Source organism: Ruegeria sp. K11, from assembly GCF_056531905.1.
The window spans coordinates 1-14,907 of record NZ_JBQFMP010000008.1 but is presented as its reverse complement, the minus strand read 5'-3'; the positions used below and the strand labels follow the sequence as shown (position 1 = coordinate 14,907).

Sequence of the window (14,907 nt, the reverse complement as noted above, 5' to 3'; positions counted from 1 at the left end):
CACGGATCGCCATGATTGTGATATCCCGTGACGCAAAAACTGCTAACTGCACCTTAAGGAGCGTGTCATGTTCAAAGGCTCGATGCCAGCCCTCGTCACCCCGTTCAATAACGGCGAGTTGGACCTGAAGACGCTCAAACACCTGGTCGAGTGGCAAATCTCGGAAGGGTCCACCGGGTTGGTGCCCGTGGGCACGACAGGCGAGAGCCCGACGCTCAGCCACGAGGAACACGAAACCGTTGTGGCCGAGGTGGTCAAGGCCGCATCAGGCCGTGTTCCGGTAATCGCGGGCGCGGGTTCGAACAACACGGTCGAAGCGATCCGATTCGTGCAATTCGCCGCCAATATCGGTGCCGATGCGGCGCTGGTGGTGACGCCCTATTACAACAAGCCGACGCAAAAGGGTTTGCTGGCTCATTTCCGCGCCCTGCATGACTGCGCCGATATCCCGATCATCATCTACAATATCCCGGGTCGGTCGATCATCGACATGACGCCCGAAACCATGGGTGAACTCGCCAAACTGCCGCGCATCATCGGCGTCAAGGACGCGACCGGCGATCTGGCCCGCGTCAGCCAGCAACGCGCCACATGTGGACCTGACTTCTGCCAGCTCTCGGGCGAGGACGCCACCGCGCTGGGCTTCAACGCCCATGGCGGCGTTGGATGCATCTCGGTCACGGCCAACGTGGCCCCGAAACTTTGCGCTGAATTCCAGCAGGCGACATTGACCGGAGATTACGCCAAAGCGCTGACCTATCAGGACCGCCTGATGCCCTTGCACGAGGCGATCTTCATCGAACCCGGCCTTGTCGGTGCCAAGTACGCTCTTAGCAAACTCGGTCTGTGCAGCACCGAAGTCCGTTCGCCCCTGACCGAACTGGAAAGCAGCACCAAGGCAACCATCGATGCCGCAATGACCCATGCTGGTCTGATCTGACGACCCCTGGAAACTGGGATCCAAACTTCATCTGGCTACAAATATCCCGGGGGAGGAATTGGCCTGCAAGGCCAAGGAGGGGGCTGGCCCCCTCCCTCACCGTTTCCCGTAATACAGCCCGACGACATGCTCGGCCTGCGCAAAAAACAGCCAGCGCGAGATCACAACACCGGTCAAATGCGACAGCACGGCCAAAAGCGCGAACAGATGTTTGATCACGACCCCTCCGACCGGGATTAGGATCAACAACAGCGGCAATACAAAGGCCAGCCCGAACGAGATTATCCGTAGTTTCTGTGCGTGTCTGCGACCCACCACATGGACGAATTCCCGCAGCAGATAGTTTGTTCCGGTATGAGGCGGCTCAAACGCGCGTACCGTGCCGCGTGCACCTAATCCCGTGGCGGTACCCAGCGTAGTACCCGACCGCGCCAACGCGCCGTCTCCTTTGGCCCAATAGGCCAGTTGCACGGCCCCTGCGATGACCAGCAGCCAAGGGGCCAGCGCCTCGGCCCCGGCCAAAAGCGCACCGCCCGCGAGGCTGAAAGACAGGAACATCGCGGGTGTCAAGTTCATGTTCCATCGCGGGATGGTCTTGAGCTGGGTATAGATCATTGACGTGGTGAAGACGGTGGCGAGGCTGAGCCCCCCGCCGATCCAGCCCAACAGCGCCCAGTGACTGTGCAAAAACACCGCCCCCAGCGCATAGAGCCCCATGATCACAAGCGCGGCGACGGCGCAGACACCTTCACGGCTGAGCCAGCTGGATTTCCATTGGCTGAAGGCCTTCCACGCGCGTTCGGGATGCCCCAGATGGAAGGTCGAGGCCAACAGCCCGCCAACCGCCAGCGCGTAAGCGATCAGGTAGAAAACAAAGGCGACAAAGCCCGTCACGGCGGGTTGGCCGAGACCCAGGAAGAACAGCAGGCCGAAGCCCAGACCGGATAATGTGGTGAAGATGATGACGGAAGGGGCTGGATGCATCAGAGTTTCTCCAGTGCCTTGTCGAGCCAGCCGAGAAAGCCCTTCGGGTCTTCGGTCACAGGGGCCAGCAGCGGGGCCAGAATGTCGATCTGGTCTTCAACCTGATCCTTGGGCCGGGGCGGCAGGTATTTGTTCACGGGTTTGGTGCCCATCTCGGGCATCAGGTCCATCCCGTCGCGCTCGGCCACCAGTTTGCTGACATCGCTGTCCGGATCGCCCAGATCACCGAAATGCCGGGCTCCGGCGGGGCAGGTGCGGACGCAGGAGGGGACCCGGTCCACTTCGGGCAGGTTTTCGTTGTAGATGCGGTCGACGCAAAGCGTGCATTTCTTCATCACCCCTTCGGCCATGTCCATCTCACGCGCACCATAGGGGCAGGACCAGGCGCAGAGCCCGCAGCCGATGCAGTCGCTTTCGTTGACCAGCACGATGCCGTCTTCAACCCGTTTGTAGCTGGCTCCGGTGGGGCAGACGGTGACGCAGGGCGCGTCCTCGCAATGCAGGCAGGATTTGGGGAAGTGGATGAGTTGCGCAGGGCCTTCCGTGGGCTGTACCTCATAGGAATGAACGCGATTCAGGAAGGTGCCGGAGGGGTCGGCTCCGTACGCGTCCTGATCCGAGAGCGGCGCGCCGTAGTTTTCCGTGTTCCAGCCTTTGCACGAGATTACGCAGGCATGGCAGCCGACGCAGGTGTCGAGGTCGATGACCAGACCCATTTTGCGCTCGGTGGTTTGGGGGAGCTGGGTCATGTCAATGTGCCTTCGCGTGCTTGGATAGGGCAGGAGCGAGGGGCCAGCCCCTCGCGCTCCCCGGGATATTTGTGGCCAGATGAAGAGTGGATCCGGCTCATTTGCCGACCTTCCATGCCAGGTCTTTCGGGCCGGTCCCGACGGGGGATTCGATCGGGGCGAATTCTGGCTGGCTTTGGGCGTCTGTCGGGGGGGTGGTTTTTTCGATTTTGACCTTCAGGTCGAACCACGCGGCCTGACCCGTTATCGGGTCCGAGTTCGCCCAACGCATACCGTCGCCTTTAGGCGGCAGCAGTTCGTGGATCAGGTGGTTCAGCAGGAAGCCTTTGGTGGCCTCGGGTGCGTCTTCCTGCAAGGCCCACGCGCCTTTGCGTTTGCCGATGGCGTTCCAGGTCCAGACGGTGTTTTCGTTAAGGGCGGCCATCTCCATGACCGGGACGGTGATCTCGCCCTGTGGGGAAGTGACCTTGGCCCAGTCGCCGTCTTGCAGGTTGTGCGCGCGCATCAGTTTGGTGGGGACGTAGAGCGGGTTGCGCCCGTGCAGTTGCCTCAGCCATGCGTTCTGTGTGCCCCAGCTGTGATACATCGCCATGGGGCGCTGGGTCAGGGCATTGACGGTGAAGCCTTCGTTGCCTTGCTGGTCGGTTTCGTACCAGATGGGCAGCGGGTCCATCGTTTGCTTGAGGCGCCCGCGCAGGTGGTCGGGGGGCTGGCGGTCCCCATGTCCTTCGGCGGCCAGCTGGAATTTGCGCATCGGCTCGGAATAGAGTTGAAACAGGTAGGGTTGAGGGCTGTCATAGAGGCCCATGCCAACGGCCCAATCCTGATAGGCAGCGTTCCACGGTTTGTAGTAATCCGCGCCTTCGGGGATATGAGCAACGTAGAAGCCGCCGTTTTCGATATAGCGGTTCAGTTGGTCCGGGTTGACCTCGCCACGGCCTTCCTTGTCGCCATCTTCGCCCCGGAATCCGGCCAGAGGGCCGATGCCCGGTTTGCGCTGATGGTTGACGATATAGTCGGCATAGTCCTTCCACTTGGGCGTGCCGTCTTCGTTGGTGAAGCCGGGCAGGCTCATGCGGTTGGCAAGCTGGATCAGAACCGACTGAAAACCGCGCACGTCGCGGTCGGGTTCGACCACGGGCCAGCGGATGGCATCGGCGGCGGCATCCGCCTCGCAGATCGGGCGGTCCAGCAGCGAGATGCAGTCGTGGCGTTCCAGATAGGTGGTGTCGGGCAGGATCAGGTCGGCATAGGCCACCATCTCGGACGAATAGGCGTCGGAATAGATGATCCTCGGGATGACGTATTTGCCGTCTTCGTTGCGGGCCGACAGCATCTCCATCACGCCCTTGGTGTTCATGGATGAGTTCCACGACATGTTCGCCATATACATGAATAGCGTGTCGATCTTGTAAGGATCACCGGCGGCGGCGTTTGAGATCACCATATGCATCAGCCCATGGGCCGACATCGGGTTTTCCCAGGTGAACGCCTTGTCGATGCGCTGGGCGGTGCCGTCTTCGTTCAGCAGCAGGTCCTCGGGGCCGCGTGGGAAACCAAGATGCGGGCCTTCCAACGGGCGGCCCGGGCGGCGGTCGCCGTGCGGGGTGGGGTGGGCCTCGATCGGCTTGGGGTAGGGGGGTTTGAAGCGGAAGCCGCCGGGAACCTCGACCGTGCCCAGCAGGATTTGCAGCACGTGCAGGGCGCGGCAGGTCTGGAAACCATTGGCGTGGGCCGAGATGCCCCGCATGGCGTGGAAGCTGACCGGGCGGCCTGTCATTTTGCTGTGTTTTTCGCCGCGGAAGTCGGTCCATTGGTGGTCCAGCTCGATGGCCTCATCAAAGGCGACGCGGGCGATTTCGGCGGCGATGGCGCGGATTTTCTGGGCCGGGATGCCGCAGCGGTCGGCGACGGTTTCGGGGGCATGGTCCTCGGACAGGTATTTTTCGGCCATCAGGTGAAAGACCGGGCGGTGGGTGACGCCGCCTTTGTTGTAGGTGGCCGACAGGTCCGGGCGGACACCGGGTTTGTCGAAGGCGGTGGGTTCACCGGTCACGCGGTCGATCACCAGCGGTTTGCCGTCTGCATCGCGCAGGAACAGGCCTTTCTCGGGACCTTCAGTGGCATTCACCAGAACCGGCGCGTTGGTGTAGCGGCTGAGATAGTCGAGATCGATCTTGCCCGCTTTCATCAGCACATGGATCAGCGACAGGATGAACAGCCCATCGGTGCCCGGCGTGATGCCGACCCAATCATCAGCCACCGCGTTATAGCCCGAGCGGATGGGATTGACCCCGATCACCCGCGCGCCGCGCGCCTTGATCTTGCCGATCCCCATCTTGATCGGGTTGCTGTCGTGGTCTTCGGCCACGCCGAACAGCATGAACAGCTTGGTGTGCTCCCAATCGGGCTGACCGAACTCCCAGAACGCACCACCCATCGTATAGATGCCGCCCGCCGCCATATTGACCGAGCAGAACCCGCCATGGGCGGCATAGTTCGGGGTGCCGAAATTCTGCGCCCAGAACGAGGTGAAGCTCTGGCTCTGGTCGCGCCCGGTGAAAAAGGCCAGCTTGTGCGGAGCGGTCTCGTGCAGCTCATTAAGCCAGCCGACGGCGGTGCTGATAGCTTCATCCCATTCGATCTCGCGGAACTCTCCCGATCCGCGCGGCCCAACCCGGCGCAGCGGCTTGCGCAGGCGGGAGGGGGCGTTGACCTGCATAATCCCCGCACTGCCCTTGGCGCAGAGAACGCCCTTGTTCACCGGATGGTCGCGGTTACCCTCGATATAGGCGACCTTGCCGTCTTTTATATGAACATTGATGCCGCAGCGACAGGCGCACATGTAACAGGTGGTGCGTCTGACTTCGTCCGAGACCTTGGGCGACAGGTCGATCCTGGGCTGCTGCGTCACGTCATATCTCTCCCTGTGGCCGGTCGCCTTGGTACCTGAACGTGCTGGCCATTCTTGAGAGTTCTGGTGCCGGGCTCAAGCTTTTCGTTGTTTTTCAGGCGGCTTTTCGGAATCCGCAAAAGGCCGGACCCCCAAAGGCCCAGCCCTTTTCGTGCATTACTGCGCGCGCATGTCAGCGGCGTCGATGCCTGCCACTTCGACCGGCTTTTTCATCGCATCGCGGCGGAAGGGCTCGCCCAGTTCCTGGTTGATCATGGCTTCGATCAGGGTGGTGATGCCGTTCTTCTGGTCCTCAACCGCCTGTGCCAGAGCAGCCGTCAGTTCGTCCATCGTGCGCGCGACCACGCCTTTCAGGCCGCAGGCCTTTGCGATACCGGCGTACGAGACCTGCGTGTCCAGTTCGGTACCGACAAAGTTGTCATCGTACCACAGGGTCGAGTTCCGTTTCTCGGCGCCCCATTGGTAGTTGCGGAACACCACCTGCGTGATCGCAGGCCATTCTTCGCGGCCAATCGCGGTCAGTTCGGTGACGGCAATGCCAAAGGCACCATCGCCCGAGAAGCCGACAACAGGCACGTCCGGACAGCCGATCTTGGCACCGATCACAGAGGGCAGACCATAGCCGCAGGGGCCGAACAAGCCGGGGGCCAGATACTTGCGGCCTTCATCGAAGGACGGATAGGCGTTGCCGATGGCGCAGTTGTTGCCGATATCGGACGAGATGATCGCCTCTTTCGGTAGCGCCGACTGAATCGCGCGCCACGCCATGCGGGGGCTCATCCAGTCCGGTTTGTCAGCGCGCGCCCGCTCGTTCCAAGTGGTGCCGGGATCGTCCTGCTCGTGATCCATCGAGGACAGTTCCTGCGCCCAGGCGGATTTGGTGGTCGCGATCAGATCTTTGCGGGCTTGGCGGCCTTCATCTCCGGCGGTGCCCGAGAGTTTCTCCAGCAGCGTATCAGCGACTTTCTTCGCGTCGCCGACGATGCCGACGGTGACGGGTTTGGTCAGGCCGATCCGTTCGGGTTTGACGTCAACCTGAATGATCTTGGCGTTGGAGGGCCAATAGTCGATGCCATAGCCGGGCAAGGTCGAGAACGGGTTCAGCCGGGTGCCCAATGCCAGCACCACATCCGCCTGCGCGATCAGCTGCATCCCGGCTTTTGAGCCGTTATAACCCAAAGGACCTGCATGCAGCGGATGCGAGCCGGGGAACGCGTCATTGTGCTGATATCCACAGCAGACCGGCGCATCCAGACGCTCGGCCAGCGCAACCGTTGACGGGATCGCACCCGACAGAACCACGCCGGCGCCGTTCAGGATCACCGGGAAACGCGCGTTCGACAGCAATTCGGCAGCGTCATCCAGCGCGGCTTCGCCGCCCGAGGGCAGTTCGAAATCGACGATGCGCGGCATTTCGATATCCACAACCTGCGTGAAATAATCGCGCGGCACGTTGATCTGAGCCGGAGCGCTATAACGCTTGGCGTTCTGGATCACGCGGCTGAGCACTTCGGCCATGCGCGAGGGGTCGCGGACCTCTTCCTGATAGCAGACGCAGTCGGCGAACATGTTCATCTGCTCGATTTCCTGGAACCCGCCCTGACCCACGGTCTTGTTGGCGGCCTGCGGCGTCACCAGCAGCAGCGGCGTGTGGTTCCAATAGGCGGTCTTTACGGCGGTCACAAAGTTCGAGATACCGGGGCCGTTCTGCGCGATCATCATCGACATCTTGCCGGTGGCGCGGGTATAGCCATCCGCCATCATCCCACCCGAGCCTTCATGCGCGCAGTCCCAGAAGGTGATCCCGGCCTTGGGGAAAATGTCAGAGATCGGCATGAAGGCCGACCCGATGATACCGAACGCATGTTCGATCCCGTGCATTTGCAGCGTTTTTACAAAGGCTTCTTCGGTGGTCATTTTCATCGGCATACTCCCCGCGCATGATTGAACGGGCCAGACGAGGTGTCAGGCCTTTGAACATGGTTGTGGCCCAATGCACGGGGTCACGTTAGGGCCAGAATTTGCGGCGGAATAGGTCCAGAGTGGGTCAGAACTGGCGCAAAGCCTCGACGATCAATTGGAGTCCCGGCGCGATACGTTCCGAAGTGATCGAGGAATAGCCCAGCCGGTAATAGTGTCGTGGCTTGACGGGACCGGAAAAGAAGGGCTCACCCGGTTCGATATGCACGCTTTGCTGCTGTAGAGAACGGGCCAGTTCGGACGTATCGACCTGCTGGGGTGCACGCATCCAGATCGAGGACCCGCCCAGTTTGCCACGGCCCGCGACCGTCAGACCACAATCGGCGATGGCGGCATCCAGCGCCTCTCGCCGCTCTTGCAGCGCCTTGGACATGCGTCGAACTTGCGCATCGTAATGGCCCAGCGACAGGAAATAAGCTGCCGTGCGCTGAATGTGACCCGGAGGATGGCGCAACACCAAAGACCTCAGCGCGCGGGCTTCGCGGATAAAAGGCTCGGATCCGACCATGTAGCCCAGACGCAGACCGGGAAAGAGGGATTTCGAAAAGCTGCCCACATAGATCACCCGCCCATCCCGATCCAGCGACCGCAGGGCCGGCGAGGGCGCACCCAGAAACGACATCTCAAACTCGTAATCATCCTCGACAATCATGGCGTCCAACTCGCGCGCGCGCTGCAGCAGGGCCTGTCGCCGGTCTATCGGCATTGTCGCGGTTGTCGGGCATTGATGGCTGGGCGTGGTAAAGATCACATCGGTATCATCGGGGATTGCATCCGGCGGCAGCCCGTCGGAATCAACGCGCAAGGGGGTCACCTGGCATTCCGAGTGGATCAACAGGTCACGCAATGCGTAATAGCAAGGGTCTTCGATGGCTGCTTTCCGACCCTTGTTCAACAAAACTCGGGATGCCAACCACAGCGCGTTCTGTGCACCCAACGTAATCAGGATTTCTTCGGGTCGGGCAGCAATACCGCGTCTTGGCAGAGTGTGGCGGGCGATGAACTCGACCAGCAGCGGGTCATCCTGATCCACATAGTCGCCTGTCAGCGAGTCGTAGTCCTTGTGTCCCAATGCCCGTACCGCGCAGAGCCGCCAATTGGCGTGGTCAAACAAGCTGCTGTCCGCCTGCCCGTAGATAAAGGGATACTGATAATCGCGCCAGTCGCGCGGTTTCGGCAGGATGTCACCGCCGGAAAACTGACGGGCCAGCGTTCTGGACCAGTCCACCGTCTCGGAACTGCGCTGCACTGGCGTGTATTTTGGTGGAACCGGCGCGTTTTCGGACACGTAATAACCGGACCTGCCACGCGATGTCAGATAATCATTCGCCAGCAATTCCGTATAGGCCAGCGTGACCGTAATCCGGCTGACTGCCAGATGTGCGGCCAGCTTCCGCGACGAGGGCAGCTTTTCACCTACATGGAACCGACCGGACAGAATTCCTTCTGCGATCATTTGCTGGATACGGGCCTGCAAGGTGCCTTGCCCGTCGCGTTCCAGAAAGAAGGTCTCAACCGCGATTCCCATGCCTTGTGTATAGGCTGGACCTAAGGAGGGTGCAATCTGGCCTTAAGGCGGATTGAAGATGTTGATTGACATGACGCGGCTTTAGACCATATAACTAGAAATCTAGTTTAATGGAGTAAAGCAATGTGGGAAACAGCGGCCGCAGGATTCTCGGCCATGGGGTCCGAGGCCCGGCTACAGGTCCTGAAAACGCTGGTCCGGGCTGGGCAGACCGGTTTGACCGTGGGCGAGATACAAACCCGCACGGGAATTGCCCCATCAACGCTGGCCCACCACCTGCGGTTTCTGGCCGCGGGTGGTGTTGTCGAGCAGGAAAAGGTCGGTCGCAGCACCATCAACCGGGCGCGCTTCGATGAGTTAAGAAAGCTCGCGCAATTCATCCTGAGTGAGTGTTGCGCGGACGAAGTAGGAAAGGCTGCGAATGATGGCTGAACTGTCGCAAAACCCGCGCCCGATCGCTGCGGGGGTCATTGACTGGCTTAAGACCCCTTGGGCACTGATTGTCGCGATCCTGATTGCAGTCGCCGTGCTGGACCCGGCCAACTGGACCGAGGTGGTCAGTTTTGCCGCCAAGGCACTGGCGCATACAGGGCAATACATCCTGTTTGCGGTACTGTTGCTGTCCTACCTCAAGGCCACCGGGGCCGAGGTGATGGTGGCCCGCGCGTTTGAAGGGCGCGAGACGCGGATGATCTTTCTCGCCGCTCTGTTTGGTGGGCTGGCACCGTTTTGTTCCTGCGAGGTGATCCCGTTTATCGCCGGGCTTCTGGCGCTGGGCGCACCCTTGTCGGCCGTCATGGCCTTCTGGCTGAGCTCGCCTTTGATCGATCCGCCAACCCTTCTGATCACCGCAGGCGCGCTTGGCTGGCCCTTTGCCATCGGCAAGGCGGTTGCCGCCGTAGCGCTGGGCCTGTTCGGAGGCTTCGCGGTCCGCGCGCTGATGCGCGGCGGCGCGTTCGCCCAGCCCTTGCGTGAATACAAACCCGCTGGCTGCTGCGGCTGCGACCCGAAAATAGACGACAAACCGGTCTGGAAATTCTGGCAGGAGGCCGAACGCCGGGTCCGCTTCCGGTCGGAATTCGTCCATAACGGCTTGTTTCTGCTCAAATGGCTGGCGCTGGCTTACGTGCTTGAGGCGCTGCTGGTCAGTTACGTCCCTGCCGACCTGATCGCCCGCGTTGTCGGAGGGGAAGGTATACTGCCGATTGTCATCGCCGCACTGGTCGGGATGCCCGCCTATCTGAACTCCTATGTGGCGCCGCCCCTTCTGGCCGGATTGATGGAGCAGGGCATGACCGCAGGCGCCGCGATGGCCTTCATGGTGGCCGGGGCAGTCAGCTCGATCCCTGCAATGGCGGCGGTCTGGTCGCTGGTTAAGCCACGCGTCTTTGCCACTTATCTGGGGCTGGGCATCAGCGGAGCCATCGTCTCGGGCATTCTGTTTCAGATGATCTGAAGGAAAAACCGCCCGGTGTGACCACCGGGCGGTTTTGCGTGTTAGCTTGCCTCGCAATAACGAGGCAGTTTGAACCGGTATCGCGGCTCGCCGCTGTCAACGTAAACACGTTTTTCGACGCAGGCGCTGGCCCCAACGGTCTGCGAGATCGGGGCTTCGGTCGAGGAGATCGATGTGGCAGAGCCATCGGGCAACCGGACCGAGGCGATCACGCCGTTCTTGAGGTCCCCGTTAATCGCCGTGGCCGACAGCACTGGCACTGTCATGAAAGAATGGTGCTCATGCTCGCCGCTGTCATTCAGCAGTAACAAAGCAGCAGCAACCGCGATCACGCCGACCCCGCCCGCGATAGGCAGACCTTTGGTTTTGATGAAGGCATAAATTGAAACGGCGCGGTGTGGTCCGAAGATTGCGGACAGTATGCTCAGCATTTCATTCCCCAAAGAAAAAGGCCCCAACCCTGTCCGGTCGGAGCCATCCGCGCATCAGGGGCGCAGATCATCCTCGTCATCTTCGCTGCTGCCGCTTTTGGGCAGGTTAAAGAAGCTGTCGGCATCGACGATGGGCTCATCGTCTTCCTTGTCCTCGGGATCGTCGGATAGCGAGAAGGTCTCAAGCCCCTCAATCGCGGTCGGGATCTTCGGTGCCGAGTCCATTTCCAGCGATTGCTCGGTCGAGACCAGTTTGCGCCGCTCGTCATCGCTCATCACGCCGCCTTCGACTGCCTTCTTGGCCGCGGCTTTCTGTACGATCGCGTCCAATTCGGACTGTTTGCACAGGCCCAGAGCAACCGGGTCAATCGGCTGCATGTTGGCGATGTTCCAGTGCGTGCGTTCACGGATCGACTGGATGGTTGGTTTGGTGGTGCCGACCAGCTTGGCGATCTGGCCATCGCTGAGCTCAGGGTGGAACTTGACCAGCCACAGGATCGAGTTCGGGCGGTCCTGACGTTTGGACAGCGGCGTATAGCGCGGGCCGCGGCGCTTTTCCTCGCCGGTTGCCGCCGGGTTGAACTTGAGTTTCAGCTTATGCAGCGGGTTGTTCTGCGCCGTGTCGATCTCATCCTGAGTCAGCTGGTTGTTGGCGATGGGGTCGAACCCCTTGACGCCGGCGGCCACGTCGCCGTCTGCGATGCCCTGCACTTCCAACTCGTGCATGCCTACGAAATCCGCGATCTGCTTGAAGCTGATCGTGGTGTTGTCCACCAGCCATACGGCGGTTGCTTTGGCCATCAGGGGTTTTGCCATCAGCCTGCCTCCTTATGAATACATCTGTCCCGTCGCCGGAATTCGGCGGCCCCGTGGTCTTGGGGCAGGTTTCCGTTGTCGGGGAACTTGGGGCCTATATAGTCGCGTCATGTAAAGAAGGAAAGAGGCGAATGCGCTGGGTTGTTTTGTGGCTTTTCACCGCCGTCGCGGCGCTGGCCGAAGGGGAAAAGGCGGGCGTTTTCGATTACTATGTCCTGTCACTTAGCTGGTCGCCCAACTGGTGCGCGCGCGAAGGTGATGCGCGGGGATCGGACCAATGCGATGCGCGCCATGATCATGGCTGGATTCTGCACGGGCTGTGGCCGCAATTCCATCAGGGCTGGCCCTCTTATTGTCCCACGTCTCAGACCCCTCCGTCCCGGCGCATGACGCGGGAAATGGAGGATATTCAGGGCTCACCCGGTTTGGCCTGGCATCAGTGGAAAAAACACGGGACCTGTTCGGGTCTGTCCGCGTCTGATTACTTTGTCCTGTCCCGACAGGCCTATTCAGGCTTCACCCGCCCCGAGGTGTTTCGCAAGCTGGACGCCACGGTCAAGCTGCCCGCATCGGTCGTGGAAGAGGCGTTTCTGAAAGCCAATCCCGTGTTGGAGCCTGACATGATCACGATCACCTGCAAGCAGGGTTACATTGAAGAGGTCCGCCTGTGCCTGTCGCGCGATCTGGCGCCGGTGCCTTGTGGCCGCGACGTGATCCGGGACTGTACGGCTAAAGACGCGGTGTTCGATCCGATTCGCTAGAGCTCTCCGCTTTGGCACTCGCGCGCGTATTCCAGTGCCTTGGCGGTGCCTTTGAGATCAATCGCCATGACGGTCTCGCCTGTCGGGTTGTAAACAGTCAGGGTCTTGTTGCGGGCTATGGCGGCGACAAAATCCCGGTCAGTGAAAAACACGGTCGCGCCCGGCACGTCGCGCTGATTGAACCCGATTGCGGTGGCATCGTAGCTTTTGCCGTCCAGCTCAAACCGGATCGGATAACTTTCCCCCTGTCTGATATCGCCCCACGCCCTGTTGTAGACGGCGAAATACCCGCGATTGTCCAGCGCGTCATATCCCAGTCGCACCACCGAGAGGTCCTGATACACCGTCTGGATCAGGCACCCGTCGCCAAGCGCGGGGTCCATCATGATGTTCCAGCCTTCGACAAAGCCCTTGTCGATGAGGTCCTGGGCGAGGGTGGCTGTGGCGGTGAAGGCGGCGAGGGTGAGGGCGAGAAGGCGGGTCATGTCTGGGTTACACCTGTAGGGTTCTTGTAGACGAGTGTTGGCAAGTTTTCTTCAAGTTAGATTATACGCGAGCTAAAGTTGAAGAAATTTTGGTCTGGAATTCGAATGAAATACTTCCTCTCGATTATCAGTTTTTCGGCAGCTTGCACTTTGCATGTAACTAACGCCTCTGCTTTGAGTTGCGATCATCCAGCCGAAACCCCTATTTTGGCTGACCTAAGCAACGATGAGGCTGCGCAGATACGGCTTAGAGCTTTGGTTGATCGATTAACACCGGAAGTAAGCGAATTTGTCGTATTCGGGGAGTTTTACCAAGTTCAAGACTTACCTTTCATGCATATCAGGGATCATGAGGATCGTCTGGCGAGATGGATTGGACAAGATCTATTGTTTGAAGAGATACAGGGAAGTGTCGAATATACTTACGTCAGACAAATCGGTTTTCGCGGTTCGCGCTTATTAGAAGGTGAAATGGTCCATTTTGAAACTACAGAGACAATTATCTCCGTGCCGGTCGAAGGAGAATTTCTCGGACAACTTCCGGAGTTCGACACACCTGTAGTCGGAAAACTACTCCCAGACGCTAGACATGACAGTTTTACACGTATTCCATCGCATCTGTGCCAAGATTTTTATCCGGTGAATGAGGAAACATTCGAAGAAGTTCTGCATTGTTTGACATCAAAAGAGGGTTGCTAGCAAGTAATTGAACTCGTTGAGAACTCATATTTCCTTCCGTGCCCTCAACGCCGCCGTAATCGTCCCGTCATCGAGATAATCCAACTCTCCGCCAATCGGGACACCCTGCGCCAATGAGGTCAGACGCACCTGACCTTCTAGCTGATCGGCGATGTAATGGGCGGTGGTCTGACCGTCGACGGTGGCGTTCAGGGCGAGGATGACCTCGGTGATGCCTTCGGCCACCACTCGATCCTTCAAACGTGGGATGCGGAGTTCATCCGGTCCGACGCCATCCAGCGCCGACAGCGTGCCGCCCAGAACGTGATAGCGACCTTTGAAGACACCCGCGCGCTCCATGGCCCAAAGGTCGGCGACGTCCTCGACGACGCAAAGCTCTCCGGTCGCGCGGGCTTCGGCGTCGCATATGTCACAGATATCGGTGGTTCCCACATTGCCGCAGTTCAGGCATTCGCGGGCGGTGATGGCGACCTGCTGCATGGCGTCTGACAGGGGCGTCAGCAGCAGGGCGCGTTTGCGGATCAGGTGCAGTACCGCGCGGCGGGCCGAGCGGGGGCCGAGGCCGGGCAGTTTGGCCATCAGGTCGATCAGGTTGTCGATGTCGCTGTTCGAACTCACGGCCTGTCCTGCGTGGTGCCCGAGGGAGCCTCCGGCGGGAGTATTTTTGAAAAGATGAAGATCAGAACGGCAGTTTGATATCTGCCGGCAGGCCCATGCTTTCGGTCAGTTTCGCCATCTCGGCCTGTGAGCGTTCGGCGGCTTTGGTCTGGGCGTCCTTGATGGCGGCCAGGATCAGGTCCTCGACCACTTCCTTGTCGTCCCCATTGAAGATCGACGGATCGATATCGAGACCTTTGAGCTCGCCTTTGGCTGTGGCCGTGGCTTTGACAAGGCCCGCACCGGATTCGCCGACAACCATCAGGTTGTTCAGTTCGTCCTGCATCTCGGTCATCTTGGTCTGCAGGTCTTGTGCGGATTTCATCATCTTGGCCATATCGCCCAGACCGCCTAAACCTTTGAGCATCGGAATTCTCCTGTAAGTCCGTTTGAAGCCTAAATACGGGCGGCATCTCCGCGACACAAGGGCCGAGGAGGCTCCCGCCCGTCGTCAAGGTCTTTAGCAAGACATTTCCTTCGGTTGGGCCCGGCAGCGCGGGCTTAGCC

The 14,907-nt window shown here is 60.1% G+C and carries 15 protein-coding genes; 5 read left to right on the top strand and 10 right to left on the bottom strand.

From position 1 onward, the window contains the following. Window positions 1–67 precede the first annotated feature (67 nt). Window positions 68–940, top strand: coding sequence for a 4-hydroxy-tetrahydrodipicolinate synthase (gene dapA / locus ACR0K4_RS13620; protein WP_480519623.1), 873 nt, complete (start codon window positions 68–70; stop codon window positions 938–940). A 96-nt stretch (window positions 941–1,036) separates the two neighbouring features. On the opposite strand, the gene ACR0K4_RS13615 is transcribed toward dapA, so the two are convergent. From ACR0K4_RS13615 to pdxR, 5 genes are all read right to left on the bottom strand, one after another. Beyond that, on the bottom strand, window positions 1,037–1,924 hold the full coding sequence (locus tag ACR0K4_RS13615) for a dimethyl sulfoxide reductase anchor subunit family protein (RefSeq protein ID WP_480854404.1): 888 nt from the start codon (window positions 1,922–1,924) through the stop codon (window positions 1,037–1,039). Continuing rightward, the gene (locus tag ACR0K4_RS13610; RefSeq protein WP_480854403.1) at window positions 1,924–2,673 is read right to left on the bottom strand and encodes a 4Fe-4S dicluster domain-containing protein; all 750 of its coding nucleotides are present in this window, start codon (window positions 2,671–2,673) and stop codon (window positions 1,924–1,926) included. The genes ACR0K4_RS13615 and ACR0K4_RS13610 overlap by 1 nt, the downstream gene beginning before the upstream one ends. A 97-nt stretch (window positions 2,674–2,770) precedes the next feature. Then, window positions 2,771–5,587, bottom strand: coding sequence for a molybdopterin oxidoreductase family protein (locus tag ACR0K4_RS13605; RefSeq protein WP_480854402.1), 2,817 nt, complete (start codon window positions 5,585–5,587; stop codon window positions 2,771–2,773). A gap of 156 nt (window positions 5,588–5,743) precedes the next feature. Next, entirely contained in the window at window positions 5,744–7,510 is a 1,767-nt protein-coding gene (xsc, locus tag ACR0K4_RS13600; RefSeq protein WP_480854400.1) for a sulfoacetaldehyde acetyltransferase, read from the bottom strand. Between the two features lie 124 nt (window positions 7,511–7,634). Then, window positions 7,635–9,095, bottom strand: coding sequence for a MocR-like pyridoxine biosynthesis transcription factor PdxR (gene pdxR, locus ACR0K4_RS13595; protein ID WP_480854399.1), 1,461 nt, complete (start codon window positions 9,093–9,095; stop codon window positions 7,635–7,637). 123 nt (window positions 9,096–9,218) lie between these two features. On the opposite strand from pdxR, the gene ACR0K4_RS13590 reads away from it, so the two are divergent. Further along, window positions 9,219–9,527: an ArsR/SmtB family transcription factor gene (locus ACR0K4_RS13590; RefSeq protein WP_480519635.1), complete on the top strand. Its 309-nt coding sequence runs from the start codon at window positions 9,219–9,221 to the stop codon at window positions 9,525–9,527. After that, entirely contained in the window at window positions 9,520–10,551 is a 1,032-nt protein-coding gene (locus ACR0K4_RS13585; protein WP_480854612.1) for a permease, read from the top strand. Before ACR0K4_RS13590 ends, ACR0K4_RS13585 begins: the two co-directional genes overlap by 8 nt. Before the next feature lie 41 nt (window positions 10,552–10,592). Here ACR0K4_RS13585 and ACR0K4_RS13580 read toward each other — a convergent pair whose 3' ends face one another. Both ACR0K4_RS13580 and ACR0K4_RS13575 read right to left on the bottom strand, forming a co-directional pair. After that, window positions 10,593–10,982, bottom strand: coding sequence for a hypothetical protein (locus ACR0K4_RS13580; RefSeq protein ID WP_480854398.1), 390 nt, complete (start codon window positions 10,980–10,982; stop codon window positions 10,593–10,595). Window positions 10,983–11,036: 54 nt separating this feature from the next. Beyond that, window positions 11,037–11,798, bottom strand: coding sequence for a DUF1013 domain-containing protein (locus ACR0K4_RS13575; RefSeq protein WP_480519639.1), 762 nt, complete (start codon window positions 11,796–11,798; stop codon window positions 11,037–11,039). Window positions 11,799–11,929: 131 nt separating this feature from the next. Between ACR0K4_RS13575 and ACR0K4_RS13570 the strand changes: the two genes are divergently transcribed. After that, window positions 11,930–12,559: a ribonuclease T2 family protein gene (locus ACR0K4_RS13570; protein WP_480854397.1), complete on the top strand. Its 630-nt coding sequence runs from the start codon at window positions 11,930–11,932 to the stop codon at window positions 12,557–12,559. Here the strand turns inward: ACR0K4_RS13570 and ACR0K4_RS13565 are convergent. Further along, window positions 12,556–13,044, bottom strand: a complete 489-nt coding sequence (locus tag ACR0K4_RS13565; RefSeq protein WP_480854396.1) for a hypothetical protein — start codon at window positions 13,042–13,044, stop codon at window positions 12,556–12,558. The genes ACR0K4_RS13570 and ACR0K4_RS13565 overlap by 4 nt on opposite strands. A gap of 105 nt (window positions 13,045–13,149) precedes the next feature. Here ACR0K4_RS13565 and ACR0K4_RS13560 point away from each other — a divergent pair, with 105 nt between their 5' ends. Then, window positions 13,150–13,743 (top strand): hypothetical protein, encoded by a 594-nt coding sequence (locus ACR0K4_RS13560; RefSeq protein WP_480519645.1) that lies wholly within the window; start codon window positions 13,150–13,152, stop codon window positions 13,741–13,743. A gap of 24 nt (window positions 13,744–13,767) precedes the next feature. Here ACR0K4_RS13560 and recR read toward each other — a convergent pair whose 3' ends face one another. Continuing rightward, complete coding sequence (gene recR, locus ACR0K4_RS13555) at window positions 13,768–14,361, bottom strand: recombination mediator RecR (RefSeq protein WP_480519647.1); 594 nt, start codon at window positions 14,359–14,361, stop codon at window positions 13,768–13,770. A gap of 61 nt (window positions 14,362–14,422) precedes the next feature. Then, window positions 14,423–14,767: a YbaB/EbfC family nucleoid-associated protein gene (locus ACR0K4_RS13550; protein ID WP_480519649.1), complete on the bottom strand. Its 345-nt coding sequence runs from the start codon at window positions 14,765–14,767 to the stop codon at window positions 14,423–14,425. Window positions 14,768–14,907: the final 140 nt, after the last annotated feature.